This window comes from Streptomyces nigra (assembly GCF_003074055.1).
Taxonomy (GTDB): Bacteria; Actinomycetota; Actinomycetes; order Streptomycetales; family Streptomycetaceae; genus Streptomyces; species Streptomyces nigra.
The window spans coordinates 6,295,600-6,314,733 of sequence record NZ_CP029043.1 but is presented as its reverse complement, the minus strand read 5'-3'; the positions used below and the strand labels follow the sequence as shown (position 1 = coordinate 6,314,733).

The window sequence follows — 19,134 nt, the reverse complement described above, 5'->3', positions numbered from 1 at the left end:
CGTCGCCGTCTTGCTCATGCCGCCCTCCGCGGTTGGTCAGGCAGTCGGCCCAGTACCGCGGCCAGGCTGCGGGCCGTGCCGGCCCAGCCGTTCAGAGCGGCCCGGCGTCCCCGGGCCGCCGCCTTCAGCCGGCGTCTTACGTCCGCCTCGCCGAACCAGCCGCGCAGTTCGGCGGCGATCGCGGCGGGGTTCTCCGGCGGCACGAGGATGCCGGGGACACCGCCGTCGGGGGCCCGGCCGACGGCCTCCGGGACCCCGCCGACGTCGGTGGCGAGCACCGGGATGCCGCGCGCGAGCGCCTCGGTCACCGCCATGCCGTACGTCTCGGCGTAGGAGGTGAGGACCATCAGGTCGGCGGAGTTGTAGCTGGCGTCGAGTTCGGCGCCGGTCTGCGGGCCCGCCAGGATCAGACGGTCGGTCAGACCGTGCCGGGCGATCAGCGAGCGCAGTTCGTCGACGTACTCGGGGTCGTGGTTGAGGCCGCCGACGAGAGAGCAGCGCCACGGCAGGTCGGTCACCGTCGCCAGTGCCTCGACCAGCCGGTGCTGGCCCTTGCGCGGGGTCACGGCGGCCACGCACAGCAGACGGGAGACGCCGTCGGTGCCGGACGCGAGGGGCGCGATGTCGGCGCCGGGGGCGGCGACATGGACCCGCTCGGGGGCGAGGCCGTGATGGGAGACGAGCCGGCGGACCGCCCAGTCGCTGGTGGCGACGACCGCGTCGACGGCCCGCAGCACCGTGCGCTCCCGGGCGTCCAGGTCGGCCGCGACGGACGGCTCCAGGCCGGTCTCGTCACCGAGCGGCAGATGGACGAGGACGGCGAGCCGCAGCCGCTCCGCCTCCGGCACGACGATCTCGGGCACCCCGCAGGCGACCAGGCCGTCCAGCAGGACGACGGTCCCGTCCGGGAACTCGCCCAGGGTCCGCGCGAGTTCGGCGCGGGCCGCGGCCTCGGGGCGGGGCCACGCGCCGGCCACCGCGTGCTTGTGGACCTGCCAGCCGAACCCGGGCAGGTCCAGGCTGACCCGCCGGTCGTAGGCGTTGCCGCCGCTGGGGGCCGCCGGGTCGTCGACGCCGCCCGGCATGACGAAGTGCACGGAGCGCAGGGACATCGGGATGATCTCCGCGTTCTTCAGGACGGAGTGCTGCGCCGGCACATAGCCGAGCGTCACCTTCTCGGGCCGCGGCTGCTTCTCCAGGGTCACGTCGGTCACAGGGCACGCTCGTAACTCGCCCAGGCGACGTGCGACTCGTGCAGGGTGACGGTGATCCCGGCGAGACCCCGCGCGCCCTCGCCCAGCGCGCCCTTCTCGACGCGCTCCGCGAGCCGGTCGGCGATGACCTTCGCCAGGAACTCGGTGGAGGTGTTGATCCCGGCGAAGTCGGGTTCGTTGTCGAGGTTGCGGTAGTTCAGCTCGGCGACGACGGCACCGAGCTCCTGGGTGGCCAGTCCGATGTCGACGACGATGTTGTCGTCGTCCAGCTGCTCACGCCGGAACGTGGCGTCCACGAGGAACGTCGCCCCGTGCAGACGCTGCGCGGGCCCGAAGACCTCGCCGTGGAAGCTGTGGGCGATCATGATGTGATCGCGGACGGTGATGCTGAACAACGGACGACCCTCCAGGTGCGGTGCGCCTAGTCCCCGGCCGATCGGCGCCGGGGATGCCGTGTAGTACGGCTCTTCGGTTCCCCTTGTTCAGCGCCTCCTCACTCTTTTCTCAGGTCAGGCGCTCTTGCCGGCCCGCGGGGAAGGACGGGCGTCAGGGCGTGTCCGGATACCTGACACGGTGACAGAGCGCCGGGATGTGCCCGGACGCCAGCTTCGGCAGCACGTCGGGCAGCTCCTCGAAGGCGCTCTCCCCGGTGACGAGCGCGTCCAGCGCGGGGTCGGCCAGCAGGTCGAGGGCGAGCGCGAGACGGTCGGCGTAGGTGCGGGAGGCGCGGTTCGGTGAGACGGTGCCGACCTGGCTGCTGCGGATGACGAGGCGCCGGGAGTGGAACGCCTCGCCGAGGGGGACGGCCACCTGCCGGTCGCCGTACCAGCTGAGTTCGAGGACGGTGCCCTCGGGGCGCAGCAGTTCGAGGGAACGGGCGAGTCCCCGCTCGCTGGCGCTGGCGTGCACGACGAGGTCGCAGTCGCCGCGCGCGTCCTCCGGGGACGCGAAGTCCACGCCGAGGGCCTTGGCGACGTCGGCGCGGGACGGATCGGCGTCGACGAGCTGCAGCCGTACGCCGGGGAAGCGGGCCAGCAGGGCGGCCACCGAGCAGCCCACCATGCCGCCGCCGACCACGGCGATCCGGTCGCCGACCAGCGGCGCCGCGTCCCACAGGGCGTTGACGGCGGTCTCGACGGTGCCGGCGAGGACGGCCCGTGCGGCGGGCACGGTGTCCGGGACGACGGTCACCGCGCTCGCGGGGACGACGTACCGCGTCTGATGCGGATACAGGCAGAAGACCGTACGTCCGGCCAGGTCGTCCGGCCCCTCTTCCACCACCCCGACGCTGAGATAGCCGTACTTCACCGGGGCGGGGAAGTCGCCCTCCTGGAACGGCGCCCGCATGGCCGCGTGCTGGCTCTCCGGGACGCCGCCGCGGAACACGAGTGTCTCCGTGCCCCGGCTGACCCCCGAGTACAGCGACCGCACGACCACGTCGCCCTCGCCGGGCTCGGGCAGGGTGACCTCCCGGATCTCCCCGGCGCCCGGGGAGCTGAGCCAGAACGCACGTGCGGTGCGGTTCATCGGGATCCTCCTGAACGATCTGCAAGCTGTTCCCGTACCGAGGTGTGCACAGGCCGCGCACAGTACGCGGCCTTGATCGACTCTGTCATCTGGCCGGAGGAATGTGCGGTGGCCCTGAACAACACGTACGAAGCAAGGCTGGTCCAGCAGGAGACCGCGGTGGGAGCGGGCGTGCAGATCCTGTTGCTGGCCCTGCTGGGATCGGCGATCGGCATGGGTCCGGCGGGCTGGCTCACCGGCCTCGTCTTCGCCGTCGCCTCCTGGGCGCTGCTCTCCCTGGCCCTGCACCGGTCCAGGCTCCGCTCTTTCGGCCCGGCCAACCGGGTCACGCTCGGCCGCGCCACCCTGGTCGGCGGGGTGACGGCCCTGGTCGCCGACTCCTTCCAGGACTCGCCGCCCCTCACACTGTTCGTCGGCCTGACCGCGGTCGCGCTGATCCTCGACGGCGTGGACGGCAAGGTGGCCCGCCGCACCGGCACCTCCACGGCGCTGGGCGCCCGCTTCGACATGGAGGTGGACGCCTTCCTGATCCTGGTGCTCAGCGTGTACGTGTCCATGTCGCAGGGCCCGTGGGTCCTGCTGATCGGTGCCATGCGCTACGGCTTCGTCGCCGCCGCGCGGGTCTGGCCGTGGCTGAACACGCCGCTGCCGCCGAGCACGGCCCGCAAGACGGTCGCCGCCCTGCAGGGGGTGCTGCTGCTGGTGGCGGCCTCCGGGCTCCTTCCGCATCTGGCGAACGCCGGTGTCGCGGCGCTGGCCCTGGGCCTGCTGGTGTGGTCGTTCGGCCGTGATGTGCTGTGGCTGTGGCGCACGCACCGGGCGACGCGGGTGGCGCCGGCGGTCGTGGAGCCCGTGCCCCGGCGGGAACTGGTCACGAGCTGAGAGACCGCTCCCGTGCTCACCTGCGGTTGTTACGCTCGCCGGATGCACATACCGGGACCGGAAGAGATCCGCGCGCTGCACGAGGAACACGCGCCGACGGCCGAGGCGTTCGCCTCCGTCCACCGCCACTGCGAGATCGTCTGGAGCGTCGCCGAGCAGCTGCTGGCGTCGCCGCACCTCGCCCATCTCGACACGGAGCTGGTCCGGGCCGGCTGCCTTCTGCACGACGTCGGCGTCTACCGCCTCTACGAAGCCGACGGGCGGCTGGACCACAAGAACTACATCCGGCACGGCCTGCTCGGTCAGGAACTCCTGAAGAGCGTGGGCCTGCCCGCCGTCCTGTGCCGCTTCTGCGCCCACCACACCGGCGTCGGAGTGACCCGGGAGGACGTCGTGCGTCAGAACCTCCCCGTGCCGCCCGCCGACTATCTGGCGGAGACACCGGAGGAACGGCTGGTGATGTACGCGGACAAGTTCCACTCCAAGTCGCGGCCCGACCGGTTCCTCTCCCCCGACGCCTTCGCCGCCCGCGTCCGCCGCTTCGGCGAGGAGAAGGTGGCCGCCTTCCAGGCCCTGCGCGACGAGTTCGGCGACCCGGACCTCACTCTTCTCACACCGGACGTGACACGGCCGCCCGTCGCCGGCTGAGGGACGGTCCGTCCTCATTCCTCCGGCAGGTGCGCGTCCGGGGCGTCCGGGCGGTGGTCGGGCAGGTTCGAGCGGGTGGACGCGTCGTGGCGCACCCGGAGGAACTCCAGGTAGCGCTCGTACTGGTCGAGGGCGTCGGCGATGAGCTGCTCCCTGCTGTAGCCCATCACGTCGTAGTCCTGGTTGCCCTCGGCGAGCCGCACCTCGAAGCGCACATAGGTGTCCCGCGCCTCCACCGAGCGCAGGGCGAACGCGGGAGTGGGCCGTTCCACGGGCCACACCTCGTAGACGAACACGTCGCCCTCGCCGACCGGTACGCGCAGGCCGACGTGGGGCAGGCCGTTCTCCTCGACGATCCCCTCCAGCACCTCCGCCGCCGCTCCCTGCTGCCGCAGTTCGGACGCCACCTCCTGGAACGCGGGCCGGGCCGCGTGGTCCACGAACCGCTCCGCCGCCCGCCGGCCGGGGAACGACATCGCCCGCGCCAGCCGGTGCCGCCAGTTGGGCGCTGCCGCCGGCCCCTGGTGCACCGTGCGCCCGGAGAGCGACCCGGGCAGCGTGGTCGCCCGCGCCTCGACCTTCATCCGCTCGGTCCGCAGGGCGAGGAAGAGCCCCGCCATGATCAGGAACATCACGAAGGAGAAGGGCAGGCCCATGATGATGGTGGCGTTGGTGAGCGCCTGCACACCGCCGACGATGAGCATGGCGAGGGTGAGCAGCCCGGTCGCCACCGCCCAGAAGATGCGCAGATACGTCGGCGCGTCGGTCATCGGGGTGGGCAGGTCGGCGCTGAGGTTTCCCATCACCAGCGCGCCGGAGTCCGCGGAGGTGACGTACAGCAGCAGTCCGACGAACGTGGCGAGTCCGGCGCTGAACGTGAAGCCGGGGAACTGCTCGAGCAGCGTGTAGAAGCCTTGCTCGGGGACGTTCATGGCGGTCTCGCCGAACTCGGTGTTGCCGTCGCGCACCAGGAACAGGGCGCTGTTGCCGAAGATCGCCAGGAAGAGCCCGGTGAAGAGGAACGGGATGACGAGCGTCGCCCCGACGAACTCCCGCAGGGTGCGGCCCCGTGAGATACGCGCCAGGAACAGCCCGACGAACGGCGCCCAGGCGACCCACCACGCCCAGAAGAACAGCGTCCACGCGTCGAGCCACTCGGTGGGCTGGTCGTAGGCGAAGGTGTTCAGGGTCATCGACGGGAAGCCGCTGACGTAGTCCCCGACGTTCTGGACGATGGCGTTGAGCAGCCGGAACGGCTGGCCCACCACGAGGATGTAGAACATCAGCAGGGCGGCGAGCAGGATGTTGAGCTGCGACAGCCGGCGGATGCCCTTGTCGACGCCCGACACGGCGGAGATGGTGGCCATGGCCACCGCGATGACGATGAGCGCGATCTGCGCGGTCAGCCCCTCGGGGATGTCGAACAGCGCCTTGAGGCCGTAGTTGAGCTGTACGACACCGATGCCGAGGGTCACGCCGATACCGAAGACGGTGCCGATGATGGCCGCGAGGTCGACGGTGTCGCCGATCCGGCCGTGGATACGGCGCCCGATGATCGGGTAGAGCGCGGAGCGGATGGCGAGCGGCAGCTTGTACCGGAAGGAGAAGTAGCCGAGCGCCATGCCCATCAGGGCGTACATGCCCCAGCCGGTGATGCCGTAGTGGAACAGCGTCCACACCACGGCCTGCCGGGCCGCCTCGAGCGTCTTCGGGTCGCCCTGCGGCGGTGCGAGGTAGTGGCTGACGGGACCCGAGACCGAGAAGAACATCAGGTCGATCCCGATGCCGGCCGCGAACAGCATCGAACCCCAGGTGAACAGGCCGTAGTCGGGCTTGGAGTGTTTGGGGCCGAGCTTGATCGCGCCATACTTGGAGGCGGCGACGAACACGACGAAGACGAGGTACAGGGTGGCGGCGACGAAGTAGTACCAGCCGAACCAGTGGGAGATCTTGCCGACGACCACGCCGATGGTGTCCTCGGCACCCTCGGGGGTGACGATCGCCCAGAGGGAGATCGCGAGGACGAAGAGGGCGGACCCGAAGAAGACCACGGGCTTGAGCCGTACGGTGCCCGGGGTCTCGTCGGGCAGCGGCTCCTCGGGCGCTCCGGGGGTGCCCTTCTCACCAACGGTCGGCACGTCGCACTCCTCTCCGGCCTCTTCGGTGGACCGGCCGTGGACCGGTCACCGAGTCGCCGCCGGACCGGGGCGCCCTGTGATCAGGTCGGCCGCGCGCTCGGCGGCGAGCAGCACCGTCACCATGGGGTTGATGGTGGGCATCGTCGGGAACACCGACGCGTCGACGACCCGTACGCCCTCGGCGCCGCGCAGCCGCATCTCCGGGTCGCACACGGCCGTCGGGTCGTCGGCGGCGCCCATCCGGCAGGTGCCCGCCGGGTGGTAGACGGTGTGGGCGACGCGGCGGCCGTACTCCGACAGGTCGGCGTCGGAGGTGACGTTCGGGCCGGGCGCCACCTCGCGGACCAGCCAGTCCTTCAGCGGATCGGTCGCGGCGACCTCGCGGGCCACCTTGAGCCCTTCGACGATGGTGCGTTCGTCGTGGCCCTCGGGGTCGGTGAAGTACCGGAAGTCCAGGGCGGGTTTCTCGGACGGGTCCGAACTGCGAAGCCACATACGGCCGATGGAGCGGGCGCGGGGCACGTTCGGCGTCATGCACACCCCGTGCTCGGGGACCGGGTAGCCCAGCCGTTCGGTGTTGACGGTGAACGGCACCTGGTAGAAGTGGAACATCAGGTCGGGCCGCGGCTGGTCCTTCTCCATCCGCAGGAACAGACCGGCGTCGGAGTCCATCGCGGAGTTGGGCGGCAGCGGGCCGCGGGTCTCCCAGACGATCACCGACTCGGGGTGGTCCAGCAGGTTCTCGCCCACACCGGGCAGGTCGATGTGCACGTCGATGCCGAGGCGCCGCAGGTCGTCGGCCGGTCCGATGCCGGACAGCATCAGCAGCCGCGGGGTGTCGATCGCCCCGGCGCACAGCAGCAGTTCCCGGTTGGCGCGTACGGTGGCGGGCTCGCCGTCGGCGCCGCGTACCGCGACCCGGGTGAGCCGCCCCTTCTCGTCGTCGAGCAGCCGGTGGGCCCAGGTCTCCAGCTTCAGCGTGAGGTTGGGGCGGTCGAGGACAGGATGCAGATACGCCACGGACGCGGAGGAGCGCTTGTTGCCCTCCGGCTCGTAGGCGAGGGAGAAGAAGCCGGTGCCGTCGGCGAACGGCTCGGCGTTGAAGTCGTCGACGACGGGGACGCCGGTGGCGCGGGCGGCGGCGGTGACGAAGTCCTTGGCGATGGGGTTACGGTCGGCCTCTGCCACCGGCACGATGTTCGTCTGCAGCCGGTCGCGGTACGGCAGGATCGTGCCCGGGTCCCAGCCGGTGCAGCCGGCGGCCACCCAGTCGTCGAGGTCCTGCGGCAGCGGCAGGAAGCTGATCAGGGTGTTGTGGGAGGAGCAGCCGCCGAGGACGCGGGCCCGCGAGTGCAGGATGTGGGAGTTGCCACGCGGCTGTTCGACGGTGGTGTAGCCGTAGTCGAACTCGGAGCCGAGCAGGTTGATCCAGTTGCGCAGGCGCAGGATGCGGTCGTCGCCGACATCGGTGGGTCCGCCCTCGACGACGCAGACGCGGCAGTCGGGGTCCTCGCTGAGGCGGGCGGCGAGCACACAGCCGGCGGTGCCGCCGCCGACGATGACGTAGTCGTAGTCCGACTCCGCGCCGTGAGGGGTGGTGGAGGCCATGGGCTGCCTTTCTTCGGAACCGGGGTTGAGGGGCTGATGTGAGGCGGCTCAGCTGTCGCCGCTCCTGCCCTTGAACCAGCCGGAGGGTCCCGGGTTGAGGTTCTGGTAGATGTGCTTGGCCTCCTGGTACTCGCGCAGGCCCGTGGGCCCGAGTTCGCGCCCGACGCCGGAGCGTCCGAAGCCGCCCCATTCGGCCTGCGGCACATAGGGGTGGAAGTCGTTGATCCAGACGGTGCCGTGCCGCAGCCGCTGCGCGACCCGCTGGGCGCGGCTGGCCTCGGAGGTCCAGACCCCGCCGGCCAGCCCGTAGGGAGTGTCGTTGGCGAGTTCCACGGCCTCGTCCTCGGTGCGGAACCGTTCGACGGTGACGACCGGCCCGAACACCTCCTCCTGCACGATGCGCATGGAGCGGTCGCAGTCGGCGAAGATCGTCGGCAACAGGAAGTAGCCGCGGCTCAGGGCGGGGTCGTCGGGGCGGGTGCCGCCGGTGACGAGGCGGGCGCCCTCCTCCTTGCCGAGGGCGATATAGCTCTCGACCTTCTCCCGGTGCTGGGCGGAACTGAGCGGCCCGCTTTCTGTACCTTCCTCGAGACCGTTGCCCAGCCGGATCTGCTGGGCGCGTTCGGCGAAGGCCTCGACGAACCGGTCGTGGATCGAGTCCTCCACCAGCAGGCGTGACCCGGCGGAGCAGACCTGCCCGGCGTGCAGGAAGGAGGCGTCGAGGGCGTAGTCGACGGCGGCCTCGAAGTCGGCGTCGGCGAAGACGATGTTGGGGTTCTTGCCGCCGAGTTCCAGGGCGATGTTCTTCGGCCCCTCGGCCGCGGCGGCCATGATGGCCCGCCCGGTGGCGAGACCGCCGGTGAAGGACACCAGGTCGACCTCGGGGTGGGAGGTCATGGCGGCGCCGACGGTCGCGCCGGAGCCGAGGACCAGGTTGGCGACACCGCGCGGGGCACCGGCCTCCTCGATCAGCCGGAACAGGGCGATGGTGGTGAGCGGGGTGATCTCGCTGGGCTTGAGGACGATGGTGTTGCCGGCCGCCAGCGCGGGCGCGACCTTCCACGAGGCCTGCAGCAGCGGGTAGTTCCAGGGCGCGATGAGCGCGCACACCCCGACCGGGTGATAGACGACGCGGCTGAGGACGTCGGGGCCGACGTCCACGACCCGCCCGCCGTCCTTGCCGGCCAGCTCGGCGAAGTAGCGGAAGGCGTTGGCGACGTCCTCCACGTCGAAGCGGCCCTCGGCGAGGGTCTTGCCGGTGTCGAGGGTCTCGGTGCGGGCGATCTCGTCGATGTCCCGCAGCAGCAGGTCGTGCACCCGCATCAGCAGGTCGGCACGCTGCCGGGTGGGGGCGTTCGCCCAGTCCTCCTCGTCGAAGGCCCGGCGGGCGGCCCGCACGGCCCGGTCCACGTCGGAGGCTCCGGCCTCGTCGACGGTGGTGATGACGGAGGCGTCGTAGGGATTGATCACCTCCCGCCGCTCTCTGCCGGCGGCGTTCGTCCACTTCCCGTCGATGTACAGCTCACCCACGCTGGGTGCCTCCTTCGCCTCCGACCGGTACCGGGTCGGGCTGCCGGCCGGCAGCACGCCCATGGTGCGGGGGGATGCGGCGGGGCGCGCGGTGATCGCCGCGGACGGGTGGCGGAGTGGGCGGAGCGGGTGACGTGGGGGGCGGGCCGGACCGTCGCACTGTTAGGGTGCTGGGCCGCACGGGGTGGGGTCGAGCGGGGACGGTGTCGAGGCGACCAGGGCGGGGAGCCGGGATGAACATCCGGGAGCGGATAGAGGACGTCGGCGACCTGCCGCCCGCGCTGGCCGCGGTCCTCGGGATCGTCGTGATCGCCCTGCTCGTCGGGGTGGTGTGGGGGCTGCTGTGGCTGCCGGACCACACGAAGCTCCGAAGCCCGGAGGCCCGCGAGCGGGCGCGCCGCCGCACGGAGAGCCAGAAGCGGCAGAGGGCACTGCGCCGACGCCGGGAGTCGCTGCGGCGCAAGAAGGGCCCACGCACCGCCTCGTCCCTTCGCGGGCACGTCCCTGCGGCCCGGCACGTCAGCCACGAAGACCGGACAGCCCGGCACCGTGCTCATGACACACGTTCGGTAGGGTCCTGACCCAGCGGCTCCGGATCGCCACGGGGGTGTTCGGCCGTGCGGAACAGGGGGCGACCAGCATGACCGGTGCGGGATCGGGCGGTTACCGGGTCCAGGCGAGCGGCATGGGCGGCGAGGCCGGAAAGCTCGACCGGGCGGCGGAGGACGTCGGCGGCATACGCAAGGCCGTCGAGGACCAGATGTGCTACACGCAGGACACGCTCGGCGGTTCGGACTCCGGCCCCGCCTACGACAACTTCGCCGCCGCGTGGCAGGCCGAGGCGAAGACACTGGAAGCCGCGCTGCACGAACTCGCCGACAAGGTCGGCGTCTCCCAGCAGAGGTACGAGGGCGCCGAGCACGAGACCGTCCTGTCCCTGCACTCCGCGGGGGCGAACGCCGGCCCCACGACCATGCCCGCACCCGCCGCCCGCCCCGGCACGCCGGGCGCCGGCCTCGCCGACTTCGACTGACCGACCGGCACACCCTCCAGCACCGCACCCGGTGACCGCGCGCATCAGGATGCCCTCGTGCGCGCCTCCCACGACCCCGAACGAGCAAGGACGGCGGGACTCCCCCATGGCCGACGCAAGCGGATCCACCACCGACCGCAAGGAGGAGATCGACCGGTACACCGGCGACCTCGCGAGAGCCGACAGCAAGAACGAGGTCCTGGCGGCCATCGGCCGTCTTCTCGGTGTGCCCGCACCCGTCGGTTCCCCGAGCACGCTCGACGCCATCGCCCGGCGTTACAAGAGCCAGGCCGACGACGCGGCGGACGTGCAGGACCGCGTCGAGAAGATCTCGGCATCGGGGCTTCCGTCGGTGTGGGTGGGCAGCACCGGCGCCAAAGCCGCCGAGGTGGTGGGGGCGGCCGGCCGGTCCGCCGAGCAGATGGCCGAGGCGTTCCGCAAGGCGGCCAAGGCTCTCTTCGCCCTCGCCGACGCGATCACCTCCGCCCGGAGCACGGACGAAGAGGGACGCCGGCACCTGCGCAAGGCCCGCGACATGCTCGGCGGCGAGGACGGCTTCTTCGACGACCTGGTCGAGAAGGATGCCGAGGAGGCCGAACGGCGACGCGCCCAGGACACCGCGGGAGCGGGAGCCAACCTGCTGTACGCCGCCGCGCAGGAGGTCGACGACGCGGCGCGGACGGCGGCCCGGGAGCTGAACAAGTACGCGGCCGAGGCCCGTGCGGGGCAGATGCACACCGACACCATCTCCGCGGCCGACCGCCTCGTGCTCGCCGACGTCGGCGTGTACGGAGGGCCGCAGGAGCAGAACGAACTCCTCACCGCCAACGACCTCGAACGTGCCGGCCGGTTCATGGAGAGGATGAACGCCGAGGACGAGGCCCGTTTCGAGCGGATGCTCGCGGACGCCAAGTCGCCGCAGGAGCGGGCCTATCTGGTCAAGGCTCTGGCAGCCGGCTACGACGTGGACGAGGTCGGCCGCTTCCGCGACAAGATCCACGGCAAGGACCCGGCCTGGCTCCAGCAGCACCTCAGCCCGGTGGTCACCGCCGGCGACAGCAAGAAGGACGAGGGGCTCAACGCGGACGGGTCGAACCGCAACACCGACTACCAGTGGTTCGGCGACGAGAAGTGGTCCCAGGAGGGCAGCACCTGTGTGCCCTCCAGCACGGTGACGGCCCGTGCCATGGTCGACCCCGTCTACGCACTGGAGTTGACCGGCGGACCCTCCGGGCAGGAGGACGACCCCGACGCCTTCCGTGACCGCATGCATGACGAGCAGCTGCGCCTGCACGAGGAGGGCGACGGCGCCTACACGCACTGGTGGTCCGACGTCCCGGACGGCATGGACAGCGACGGGCAGAACAAGATCGCCAACTCGGAGATCAGCCCTCACACGGGCAGTTCGTACGAGTACCAGCAGGTCAGGGACGCGGACGCGCGCCGTGACGTGCTGCCGGACATCGAGAAGTCCGTCGCCGAGGGCAAGCCGGTCCCCATCGAGGTGGAGGGGTACGACAAGGACGGCCGGCACGGGCATCAGATGATGGTGATCGGCCAGGAGGGCGACATGCTGCAGATCTACAACCCGTGGGGCCAGACGACGTGGGTCAGCGAGGACGACTTCGTCAACGGGCACATGGACAAGGCCTCCGACTCCCGGATGCCGGACGCCTTCGCCGTCCACCTGCCCGCCGAGTGAGAAGTGGACGCCATGACCAGCACCTTGCGCCGACTCGCCCTCCCCGCCCTGCTGACGACCGTGCTCGCGGGCTGCGGGGATCCGGGGCCCGACACCTACGAGCTGGGTGAGAACCGCATACAGGTCGAGGTGGGCGAGGAGTTCACGCTGTCCGTCCCGGTCGACACGGCGATGGGCGAATGGTGGTATACGACGACGCCCGATCCCGACCCCGACGTGGTCCGCAGGACGGACAAGCGGGAGGAGATCGAGGCCGACGACGACGCCGTGGGCAGCGGGAGCGGAACGGACCTGTTCGAGTTCAAGGCCGTCGGCCCCGGCACCACGCGGATCAGGCTCATCCAGTGCCCGCGGGGCGCCTGCGCCGGCGGGGGAAGCGCCGGCGGTCCGGTCACCCCCTCCCCCGTCCCGAGCGGCAGCCCCACACCCGGCAAGAAGTACCGCGCCACCATCCACACCTACACCGTCACCGTGAGGACGTCATGAACCCCGCGCCGCTGACCCCGCCCACCGGCCGCACCGACGACGAGCTGGCGCAGCAGGACATCCCGTCGATGCTGCGCTACGGCCTCTCCTTCGCCGGACCGCACCGCGGCGCCCTCTTCGGCGACGGCGCGGTGGGCGCCGCCGTCCTGCTGGACCGGCTCGGAGTGCAACCGCGGGCGGTGGCGTTCCTCGCCGAGGTGGTCCGCAGCGGGGGCGCCCGGTACGCGGCCGACCTGCCTGAACCGGTACCGGGAGCCGAGGCGGTGACCGTGGTGCGCTCCTGGCTGGAGGCCGCGGCCACCACCGCCCGCGGGATCGACGGAGACGAGGAGACCGCCCGCTGGCTGGACGCGGTCGCGGAACTGCTGGGCCTGCGGCACGTGTACCGGTTCCGCTCCGCGGGGGAGTGAGGGGGCGCGGCCGCGGAGGGCCGACCCGCCCGGCGATCCGGCCACGGGCGGGCCGGCCTCACGCCGTCGGGTGGGCCGGGCAGCAGCTCCGAAACGATCCGGGATCGGAAGTGGAGCACGGGCACCCATGGCAGACCAGGGGCCCTCAGCACAAGACCCGCTTCTCATTCACACACGATCACCATAGAATCCGCTCGTCCGTGGGGGGCGTGTGCGACATGGCAACCATGTCGCACACGGGGATTCCATGACAGATGCAGACAAAGCGCCGTTCAAGTGGCGCTGTAAGCCAGTTCAGCCAGAGCGAGCGCCTGCTTCAGGGTGCTTTCGCCATGGATTTGGATGTTCACCCGGTATTGGTAGTTCCCCTTGGTGAGCGGGTAGGCGTTCGGCGCCAGCCGCCCGATCTCATCGCTGTACTGCAAACGGGAATTGATCAGGCCCGTCGACGGGAAGGCGTACACGAAGCCGCCATACTGGCTACCCCTGCGGCGAAGTCGGAGGTACCCCGTGTAGTCCAGCGGATCGCCCTCCTGCCACGTCTTGCGCTTGATGCCGTGGACTCCCACGCCCTCCCAGGACGTGGCCTCCGACATGAAGTCGAGGAACTGCTGAACAGCGGGGTTGAAGGCGAGTTGCGCCTTCACTGCGCTCTGCCCCTCCTCGGCAACCCCCGGCACGTCACCCTCGACGAGCCATCCGCCGTCGAATTCCTCGTCACTCACGGGATCCACGACCACCCGAGGTGCCGGGCGAGCGATGTCGACCGGCCCGGGCTGCCGCTGGACAAGCTGACGGATCACCTCGGACGAGTCGAGCTCCTGCGGCGTGCCCTCAACGCAGACATAGACGAGTTTCATGGGTCCCCCTCCCTTGGTCGAACCGCGCCACGCAGGTCAGGTCTCGTCGGTGAACATCCCGAACCGGACCCAGCCGTCTTGGCCCACGGCGAATCGTGGAGGCCCACTCAAACAGCACCCGGAGGCTTCGGAGTGCAGAGCCTCGACGGCAGTGTGGCACAACGCAGTTGTGACTTCGGTGGATCGATTGCCATCCACCCACCTTCGGCTGACTCGTACGGGGGCAAGTCATACTGCCGGCGGCTGCATGCCTTCGAACGGCAGACCGTGCAACTGTGTGTGAAGTAGGGTGACTTGTGCTGCGCACGCTCCCGGAGGGGTACGAGTGCGAAGTCCATGTGCCTCTCTGCGGCATGTGAGCAGTGGTGGTGAATCGCCGTACGCATGCGTGCGGTGTGTGAGCGGATGCCCGGTGGGCCGTCCCCCCACCATTCCTGCTCACCACCAAGGAGTGGTCATCCATGGACCCTGTCGAGTACCAGCCTGCGCGTTACGCCCGGTTCCGCAAGATCCTGGCGGACGTCGCCATCAATGTAGTCGCCAACCTGTTGGTGGCCGCCATGATGTCGGCAGCACACCTGCTCTTCTGAAGCAGGCCGGTGGTGGGCTCCCGGGGGCCCACCACTCCACTGCGAACTGAAGCCTCAGAACAACATCATCTCGTTCTTCCGCCTCGCTTTGTTCCGCGCCCGCCGCGCCCTGCGGCCCCGCGCACCCCCGACATGCCGGGCGATCCTCAGTTCGGGCGGGATGGATTCCTGGGACGGCCGGAGCCCCTGCACATCTGTCTCCCCGACCAGTTCCCTGAGGTGGTGCCGAGTCTCCTCGTCGGTGGAGTAGAGCACGGTCGCCCGGCTCGCCCTGGTCAGGAGGACGTGGTAAGCGTGGCGAACGCAGCGAGCGAAGGCATCGTCCTCAAGGGTGCTCGTGCGCACCTTGGGGTCGAACGATCCCGGTCTCGCCACCCGCATCACCCCGGCATGCGGGTCCTTGCGCTGCTTCCCTCGCTGGAACACCCAGCGGTCGGTGCGCCACACCATGTCATCGCCCATGATCACCCCGCACCAGTCCCACTCGAGACCCTGCGCGGTGTAGACGCAGCCGATCTGTCCGATGCCCGCGTCATGCACGGGCCAGAGCCGCGACGGAGGCTCGCCGTTCGCACAGAAGGACTCGCTCGAAGCGTTCCACGGGCGGTGCCAGTCGCCGATACGGACGTCGTTCTCAAGGTTTTTGTCCTTGTCCGGCTTGTTCCATGGCCAGCAGTATCCCGCCACCATCCTGGCGGTGGCACCAGCCTCGAACTCGGTGCGGACGATGTACTCCATCTCGTCCGGCGTATCGACGACCTCGATGTGCATGAGTCCGTCCGGGACCCAAGCCTGCGGCTCCTGCGGTGAGACACCGAGCAGTGCACGGACCCAGCGGATGTAGGCGTCACTGCCCCCGCACCTGTACTGCTCCACCAGACGGTAGTGGCGGAAGACGGCCCCATGCCGTCGCGCGGCGTCCTCGATGAGTTCTGCCGTGCCCACCTCGTAGGGACGCACAGTCTGAGCTCCGTCGAGGAAGAACACGGTCAGGCGGGACGCCTCGATGAGCTCGTCCACCTGCGGCTTGGTACCCCGCTTCTCCGCGGGCAGCCGCCAGTGCGTGGTCCTGTCCCGCAGCCGGTGCGCCTCGTCGCAGATCAGCACGTCCAGCGGTGGCTCCGGTGGGGTCACGAAGTTGCTGAAGTATGCGAAGCGCTCCCGGAACTCGGTTTCGGTGTATCCGACGTTCTCCTTGATCGCGGCATTGAAGGCCCGCGATCCGCTCGCGTACTTCACCGTTCGGCCGGCGGCTTCCAGATCGGCTCGCAGTTGCAGACCGATGGCGCTCTTGCCAGTGCCGGCTCCACCGGTGACCAGGAAGACGGCACGCTGCGGACGGGGGACGAGCGCCTCCCGGTCTGGGGCGTCGAGGATCAGTTCGGAAGCCTCGAGGACGTCGTCGGCGACCTTCTTCTGCCGTCCTCTCAGGGTGAAGACCGTGTCCTCACCGCTCGACTTGACCATGGCGTCGAGAAGCGGTGTGTTGCGGAGGTTCATCCGGTGCAGGATGTACTCGGCGGCCGAGTAGTCGTCCTCATCGGTGAAGTGGCACCGCAGATCCTTGAGAAGGCTGGCCCGGGTGTCACTCGTGTACATGCGGGCGTACGGCCCTGTGGGTGCATCGACGCTGAGCAGCGGCCGGACGGACTCGTCCGTCGCGTTGTGCAGGTAGGCGAATCCACCGCATTCGAACTGTAATCCGTAGAGCGGACCGGTAGGACCGGTGAACAGCGCGTGGTACTCACCGAGCTGAAGGGCAGGATGAAGGAAGGGCTTCTCTTCCCCCGGCACGTAGACGAGATCAGCCGTCGCGGCCTCCACCCTCGTCACGGACGACCACTGCTTCAGCTCGACGAGTTGCACGGAGAGAGTCCCTTCCATGGGGTGCCTGCCCACGAGGACCACATCGATCTGACCGTGCTTCCTCGCTACCCCCTCGGTCGCGGCCACGGTGGGCGAACACTCGACGATCATCTCGACGTTGCCGCGACCGGCTGCGACCAGGTCTTCCGCCAATGAGACGAGACTGCGCGCCCAGGCCGAGCGCTCGCCATCGGAGGACTCACCTCGTTGGAAGTGCACCCAGCGGGCCGCGAGGTGGGGCACCAGGCGGCGCCGTGCGTTCACAGCGAGCAGATCCCGCGCCGCCAATCGCAGCAGGAGCATGGACACGAGGTGGAACCCCCAGGGCACGAGTGACTCGTGCGGATGGGGGCATGTCCGCTTAGGGAAGCCCGTCGGGCCGCAATGACGTATCGGATCCTAGGGAGGCGACTCCCCACCTGCCCCACTGGACGCGTCGGACGGCCGGAAGCACGGGGATCATGGCTCGATACCGCACTCTCATCGCGGCCGAACAGGCTCCTGGGCCGCGGCAGGCCGTGTCTGCGTCTGGTCGGAGACCAGGTCCCGCAATTTCTCCCGCGTCTCGGGGTCGGTCGAGTACACGATCGTCCCGACCATGCCCCGCGTCAGCAGCACTTTGTACGTGTTGCGGATGAGACGGTCCACATCTGCGTCAGGCGTGGACTTCTTGAAGATCGGATCCTTGGATGCCGTGCGGTCCGTGACCCACCGGTCGCGCCGCCAGACGAGGTCCGGGCCGATGATGACGCCGGACCAGTCGTACTCGAAGCCTTGGGCGGTGTAAACGCAGCCAACCTGACCGAAACCGGCGGGGTCGGTGGCCCACAGCGCGGCCGGGGGCGCACCCGAGACCGAGCGGTCGCCGCGCAGGTTCCAGGGGCGCGCCCAGTCGCCGATGACGACGTCGAGCGGGAGCGGGTTGCCCGGCTTGGGCTCCGGGGACCAGCGCCAGCAGTAGCCGGCGGACAAACGGGCTCCATAGCCCTGTGTCCTGCGAGCCTCGAGGAGCGCCTCCATCTCCTGCGGACTGTCGGCGACCAGCAGCTGCATGCGGTCGTCGGGCTCCCAGACGACCGGACCGCCGGGTTCGAGTCCGAGGAGCCGGACGACCCAGCGCAAGTAGGCATCGCTGCCACCGCAGCGGAACTGGCTCTCCAGCGGGACGACGTGGCAGGGGATGTCCCGTTTGGCCGCTGCCGCCTTGATGTCGGCCACGGTGCCCATCTCGCCGGGCCGCACCACCTGATGCTCATCGAGGAGGAAGACGGGCACGTGGGCGACGTCGATGAGTTCGTCGATCTGGGCCTTGCCGGTGCGGTGCTCGGCACGCGTGTAGCGGTTCGCCGAGGTCTCCCGGATGCGGTGGGCCTCGTCGCAGATCAAGACGTCGAGGCTGTTCTTCTCAGTGGTCATGAAGCTGTTGAAGTACTTGAAGAGGTCCTGCACCTCTCGCTTGCGTGAGCCCGCGATCTTCCTCATCGTCTTGGTGAACGACTGGGAGCCGGTGGCGTGCAGGGCCGGCATCCCCCGCCGGTACAACTCGCCGAGCAGTTGGAGAGCGATCACGCTCTTGCCGGTGCCGGGGCCGCCGGTCACGACGACGATCTCCTTGCGGTCGGCACGCTTGGCCCTCTCCACCGCGTTGAGCACCATCCGGTAGGCGACCTGCTGCTCGTCGAGGAGGACGAACTGCTGGCGTTCACGTACTTCCTCGGCGGCCACGGACATGAGCTGCTTCGACGGCACCGTGGCACCCGAGAGCAGTTCGTCCGCCGCCCGGGCGCCGGGATGCCTGTCGCTCAGTTTCGAACGGAGATGGTCGAGGAATTCGCCGCGGCGTTGCCCCGTGAACAGCAGTCCGCGGCCGTCACGCTCGATCTCCCGCAGGCCGGCGACACCGAACTCCGTGGCGTTGTGCAGAAACGCCACGCCGCTCACCCGGTGTCCGTGCTCGGCCACCGCCCCGTTGAAGTTCACCAGGTAGTCGCAGTAGCGACGCACCTGCTCGATGGGGTTCAGGACGGAGTGGGCGTAGCGCTCGACGTGGCACAGCGTGGGATCGTCCTCGTCGGGCAGGGCCTCGCTCCACTGCTTCAGTTCCACCACGACGTACGACGGTTCCCCGGTGGAGGGGTGCACGCCCGCGAGGACGACGTCGGCGCGCTTGCTGTTCAGCGGGAGCGCGTACTCCATCATCATCTCGACGTCGCCCAGGCCTGCGTCGTTCAGCGCGGCGGTCAGTACGGGAAGACTGCGCTCCCAGGAGCGCACCTCCGAGGTGCCGGGCCGGTAGCCGTGCATATGGACGAACTGGTCGATGAGGTGCAGGAACAGCGAACCGTCGAGCGCCATGACGGCGACCGTTTTCGCGGACGCGCGGAACAGCAAGAACTTCCCCCAGGCAGCACGAAGTGACTCGTGCGGGTGGGGGCATGTCCTTCGAGACCCCACCGAAGTGGGGCGGAAGCCCGTCGGGCCGCGTTGACGATGTGTCCGAGGTTACCTCCCGCCACGCGGGGCCGTAATGGTGACCTGGGGCGGAAGCAACCGGCGCCGGCGCACCGAAGTGGGACCGGGTCCTGCCCGGTCCCACTCACGGTTGATCGCTTCTAGCTGGCGACGATGCCCGGTGCTGGA

The 19,134-nt window shown here is 69.9% G+C and carries 17 protein-coding genes; 8 read left to right on the top strand and 9 right to left on the bottom strand.

The genetic code is table 11. The features are described 5' to 3' along the window. Nucleotides 1–14: 14 nt before the first annotated feature. The 3 genes from DC008_RS29045 to DC008_RS29035 all read right to left on the bottom strand — a co-directional run bounded on the left by DC008_RS29045 (nucleotide 15) and on the right by DC008_RS29035 (nucleotide 2,741). A complete protein-coding gene (locus DC008_RS29045; RefSeq protein WP_108709493.1) occupies nucleotides 15–1,214 on the bottom strand; it encodes a glycosyltransferase family 4 protein in 1,200 nt (399 codons plus the stop codon). Next, the gene (locus tag DC008_RS29040) at nucleotides 1,211–1,609 is read right to left on the bottom strand and encodes a 6-pyruvoyl trahydropterin synthase family protein (protein WP_055619267.1); all 399 of its coding nucleotides are present in this window, start codon (nucleotides 1,607–1,609) and stop codon (nucleotides 1,211–1,213) included. The genes DC008_RS29045 and DC008_RS29040 overlap by 4 nt, the downstream gene beginning before the upstream one ends. A gap of 151 nt (nucleotides 1,610–1,760) precedes the next feature. Next, on the bottom strand, nucleotides 1,761–2,741 hold the full coding sequence (locus tag DC008_RS29035) for a zinc-dependent alcohol dehydrogenase (RefSeq protein ID WP_108709492.1): 981 nt from the start codon (nucleotides 2,739–2,741) through the stop codon (nucleotides 1,761–1,763). A gap of 108 nt (nucleotides 2,742–2,849) precedes the next feature. Between DC008_RS29035 and DC008_RS29030 the strand changes: the two genes are divergently transcribed. Both DC008_RS29030 and DC008_RS29025 read left to right on the top strand, forming a co-directional pair. Next, nucleotides 2,850–3,623, top strand: coding sequence for a CDP-alcohol phosphatidyltransferase family protein (locus DC008_RS29030; RefSeq protein ID WP_108709491.1), 774 nt, complete (start codon nucleotides 2,850–2,852; stop codon nucleotides 3,621–3,623). A gap of 42 nt (nucleotides 3,624–3,665) precedes the next feature. Then, entirely contained in the window at nucleotides 3,666–4,271 is a 606-nt protein-coding gene (locus DC008_RS29025; protein WP_108709490.1) for an HD domain-containing protein, read from the top strand. Nucleotides 4,272–4,285: 14 nt separating this feature from the next. Here the strand turns inward: DC008_RS29025 and betT are convergent, their stop codons facing one another. Genes betT through DC008_RS29010 form a run of 3 tightly spaced genes read right to left on the bottom strand, consistent with a single transcriptional unit; the run spans nucleotide 4,286 to nucleotide 9,547 of the window. Further along, nucleotides 4,286–6,409, bottom strand: coding sequence for a choline BCCT transporter BetT (gene betT, locus DC008_RS29020; RefSeq protein WP_108709489.1), 2,124 nt, complete (start codon nucleotides 6,407–6,409; stop codon nucleotides 4,286–4,288). Nucleotides 6,410–6,454: 45 nt separating this feature from the next. Beyond that, nucleotides 6,455–8,017 carry a GMC family oxidoreductase gene (locus DC008_RS29015; RefSeq protein ID WP_108709488.1) on the bottom strand — a complete coding sequence of 521 codons (1,563 nt, stop codon included), beginning with the start codon at nucleotides 8,015–8,017 and terminating at the stop codon, nucleotides 6,455–6,457. A gap of 48 nt (nucleotides 8,018–8,065) precedes the next feature. Next, nucleotides 8,066–9,547, bottom strand: a complete 1,482-nt coding sequence (locus DC008_RS29010; protein WP_108710916.1) for an aldehyde dehydrogenase family protein — start codon at nucleotides 9,545–9,547, stop codon at nucleotides 8,066–8,068. 233 nt (nucleotides 9,548–9,780) lie between these two features. On the opposite strand from DC008_RS29010, the gene DC008_RS29005 reads away from it, so the two are divergent. The 5 genes from DC008_RS29005 (at nucleotide 9,781) to DC008_RS28985 (ending at nucleotide 13,178) form a co-directional block, all read left to right on the top strand. Then, complete coding sequence (locus tag DC008_RS29005; protein WP_244221437.1) at nucleotides 9,781–10,128, top strand: hypothetical protein; 348 nt, start codon at nucleotides 9,781–9,783, stop codon at nucleotides 10,126–10,128. 59 nt (nucleotides 10,129–10,187) lie between these two features. Then, complete coding sequence (locus DC008_RS29000; protein ID WP_108709487.1) at nucleotides 10,188–10,580, top strand: WXG100 family type VII secretion target; 393 nt, start codon at nucleotides 10,188–10,190, stop codon at nucleotides 10,578–10,580. A 106-nt stretch (nucleotides 10,581–10,686) separates the two neighbouring features. Continuing rightward, nucleotides 10,687–12,282, top strand: a complete 1,596-nt coding sequence (locus DC008_RS28995; RefSeq protein WP_108709486.1) for a peptidoglycan-binding protein — start codon at nucleotides 10,687–10,689, stop codon at nucleotides 12,280–12,282. 12 nt (nucleotides 12,283–12,294) lie between these two features. Then, nucleotides 12,295–12,768: a protease inhibitor I42 family protein gene (locus DC008_RS28990; RefSeq protein ID WP_123954042.1), complete on the top strand. Its 474-nt coding sequence runs from the start codon at nucleotides 12,295–12,297 to the stop codon at nucleotides 12,766–12,768. Continuing rightward, a complete protein-coding gene (locus DC008_RS28985) occupies nucleotides 12,765–13,178 on the top strand; it encodes a hypothetical protein (protein WP_108709484.1) in 414 nt (137 codons plus the stop codon). Before DC008_RS28990 ends, DC008_RS28985 begins: the two co-directional genes overlap by 4 nt. Nucleotides 13,179–13,450: 272 nt before the next feature. On the opposite strand, the gene DC008_RS28980 is transcribed toward DC008_RS28985, so the two are convergent. Next, complete coding sequence (locus DC008_RS28980) at nucleotides 13,451–14,038, bottom strand: hypothetical protein (protein WP_164492393.1); 588 nt, start codon at nucleotides 14,036–14,038, stop codon at nucleotides 13,451–13,453. Nucleotides 14,039–14,499: 461 nt separating this feature from the next. Between DC008_RS28980 and DC008_RS36100 the strand changes: the two genes are divergently transcribed. Then, nucleotides 14,500–14,628: a DUF6408 family protein gene (locus tag DC008_RS36100; RefSeq protein WP_108709483.1), complete on the top strand. Its 129-nt coding sequence runs from the start codon at nucleotides 14,500–14,502 to the stop codon at nucleotides 14,626–14,628. A gap of 54 nt (nucleotides 14,629–14,682) precedes the next feature. Here DC008_RS36100 and DC008_RS28970 read toward each other — a convergent pair whose 3' ends face one another. Then, nucleotides 14,683–16,797: a DUF2075 domain-containing protein gene (locus tag DC008_RS28970; protein ID WP_164492472.1), complete on the bottom strand. Its 2,115-nt coding sequence runs from the start codon at nucleotides 16,795–16,797 to the stop codon at nucleotides 14,683–14,685. A 177-nt stretch (nucleotides 16,798–16,974) separates the two neighbouring features. Beyond that, nucleotides 16,975–18,885: a DUF2075 domain-containing protein gene (locus DC008_RS28965; RefSeq protein ID WP_108709481.1), complete on the bottom strand. Its 1,911-nt coding sequence runs from the start codon at nucleotides 18,883–18,885 to the stop codon at nucleotides 16,975–16,977. Between the last annotated feature and the right edge of the window lie 249 nt (nucleotides 18,886–19,134).

Excerpts from the sequence above, each read along its gene's own strand:
- DC008_RS29000 (WP_108709487.1), top strand. The coding sequence starts at position 10,188 with ATGACCGGTGCGGGATCGGGCGGTTACCGGGTCCAGGCGAGCGGCATG.
- DC008_RS29015 (WP_108709488.1), bottom strand. The coding sequence starts at position 8,017 with ATGGCCTCCACCACCCCTCACGGCGCGGAGTCGGACTACGACTACGTC.
- DC008_RS29025 (WP_108709490.1), top strand. The coding sequence starts at position 3,666 with ATGCACATACCGGGACCGGAAGAGATCCGCGCGCTGCACGAGGAACAC.
- DC008_RS28980 (WP_164492393.1), bottom strand. The coding sequence starts at position 14,038 with ATGAAACTCGTCTATGTCTGCGTTGAGGGCACGCCGCAGGAGCTCGAC.
- DC008_RS28970 (WP_164492472.1), bottom strand. The coding sequence starts at position 16,797 with ATGCTCCTGCTGCGATTGGCGGCGCGGGATCTGCTCGCTGTGAACGCA.
- DC008_RS28995 (WP_108709486.1), top strand. The coding sequence starts at position 10,687 with ATGGCCGACGCAAGCGGATCCACCACCGACCGCAAGGAGGAGATCGAC.
- DC008_RS29035 (WP_108709492.1), bottom strand. The coding sequence starts at position 2,741 with ATGAACCGCACCGCACGTGCGTTCTGGCTCAGCTCCCCGGGCGCCGGG.
- DC008_RS28985 (WP_108709484.1), top strand. The coding sequence starts at position 12,765 with ATGAACCCCGCGCCGCTGACCCCGCCCACCGGCCGCACCGACGACGAG.
- DC008_RS29005 (WP_244221437.1), top strand. The coding sequence starts at position 9,781 with ATGAACATCCGGGAGCGGATAGAGGACGTCGGCGACCTGCCGCCCGCG.
- DC008_RS28990 (WP_123954042.1), top strand. The coding sequence starts at position 12,295 with ATGACCAGCACCTTGCGCCGACTCGCCCTCCCCGCCCTGCTGACGACC.
- DC008_RS36100 (WP_108709483.1), top strand. The coding sequence starts at position 14,500 with ATGGACCCTGTCGAGTACCAGCCTGCGCGTTACGCCCGGTTCCGCAAG.